The 1,695-nt window shown below is 68.1% G+C and carries 1 protein-coding gene; it reads right to left on the bottom strand.

What is annotated here, in order from left to right; all coding sequences use genetic code 11:
- Positions 1-261: 261 nt before the first annotated feature.
- Positions 262-1,686, bottom strand: a complete 1,425-nt coding sequence (locus H7965_RS29790; RefSeq protein WP_261394439.1) for a recombinase family protein — start codon at positions 1,684-1,686, stop codon at positions 262-264.
- Between the last annotated feature and the right edge of the window lie 9 nt (positions 1,687-1,695).

Here is a 1,695-nt window from a genome sequence, read left to right as displayed (position 1 = left end):
AAAGGCCCGGCTTTCCGGCCACACAGGTGACGGCCTTGGCGGCACTGTACCTGAGAGACGCCGGCCAGGCCGCTTCGGGCCGCCACTTGGCCGCCTTGTCTCCCGAGGCCATTTTGGCAGTACGGATCGTCCCGAGAGCGACTGGGAAGGCCGGCGCAGCCATCGCGACGCATCGATGTCAATGATGAACCGGATGCGGGCGGGTCCGGGCTCGGGATGGCCGTCTTGCTACCGGCGATGCTGGCCGGACCATGGTCCGGATCAGACGAAGCCGAGTGCCTTGCGCTGGTCCGGCCAGTCGAGCGGAATGCGGGTATCCCGCATCAACTTCGAAGCCGTGAGGCCGGCCGGCTGACGACCATCAAGGATGGCCTCCACGATGTCAGGCGCGAGCCACGCCAGCCGGACCAGCCGCGTGGCATAGGATTGTGAGATGCCCTGCTCCGCCGCGAAGCCTGTCAGGCTCGGTGCCTTGCTTGATACCAGCGCCTCGCGCAGCGCACAGGCTTTGGCGACCAGCCGCACCAGCGACGGATCCGACCGATCCGCCGCGACGGTCGATCCCACGAGCAGCGCCATCTCCCGACCGGCTCGCCGCAGCGCTACCGGCTCTGTGAGGCTGATCCGGGAATCTTCTCCACCACCCTCGTCGCTGCCGGTGCGCTTCGCTGGAAGGCGCTTCGCGCCGAGCTGCAAGACCAGCCGGCGCGGCGCGAGATGGATCGTGATCTCGTGCCGCTGCACCGCAACCTGGCCCCCAAAAGCCAGCAAGGTCTGGCGTTGCATGCCGTGGCCCTGCTGGTGCCAACGGCTGGCCAGGCTCTGGGCTGCAGTCAGGATCCGGCGCTGATCCGCACCCTCCGCCGGAAGCACCGCTGCCGACCGCAGCGCATCGAGCAGCTCCGGCCCATTGGTGAGGAAGCGGGCGATCCTCCTGATGACGACCTGCTCCAGCGCGGCCGCGGGCAGGCGTAGGGCATCGGCGTGGTCATCCCGCGTGCCGGTGATCAGGCGGTTCGAGACATAGTACCGATACCGTCGCCCGGTCTTGCTGGCATGGGTCGCAACCATCGCCTCGCCGGCGGGATCGGTCAGCATCCCAGCCAGCAAGCTCGGATGGCTGGGATTTCTGCCTTGCTTCCGCTCTGCCCGACCTTCGGCAAGGCGCTGCTGCACGGCCTCCCAGAGCCCGGCATCGATGATGGCCTTGTGCTCGCCGGGATAGACCTTCCCCCGGTGGGCAACCTCACCACGGTAGACGCGGTTCTGCAGCAGGTGGAACAGCGCGCCGCGGCCCAGCGCCCGGCCGCCCCTGCCGGTGATCGCCTCCCTGGCCAGCCACTCCTGCACCAGCCGGACCGTGCCTCGATCCAGGTAGGCGCGATAGAGGCGCTGGACGAGGTCCGCCTCGGCCCCGTGGACCACCAGCTTGCGATCCTGGACCTCGTAGCCAAGGGGGACGGAGCCTCCCATCCACATGCCCTTGCGCTTGGAGGCGGCGATCTTGTCGCGGATGCGCTCGCCGGTGACCTCGCGCTCGAACTGCGCGAAGGAGAGCAGCATGTTCAGCGTCAGCCGGCCCATGCTGGTGGTGGTGTTGAACTGCTGGGTGATCGAGACGAAGGAGGCGCCCTGCGCATCGAGCACCTCGACGATCTTGGCGAAATCGGACAGCGAGCGGGTCAGGCGGTCGAC

The organism is Siccirubricoccus deserti (genome assembly GCF_014283215.1).
Taxonomy (GTDB): Bacteria; Pseudomonadota; Alphaproteobacteria; order Acetobacterales; family Acetobacteraceae; genus Siccirubricoccus; species Siccirubricoccus deserti.
This window is presented reverse-complemented; position numbering and strand designations above follow the sequence as displayed.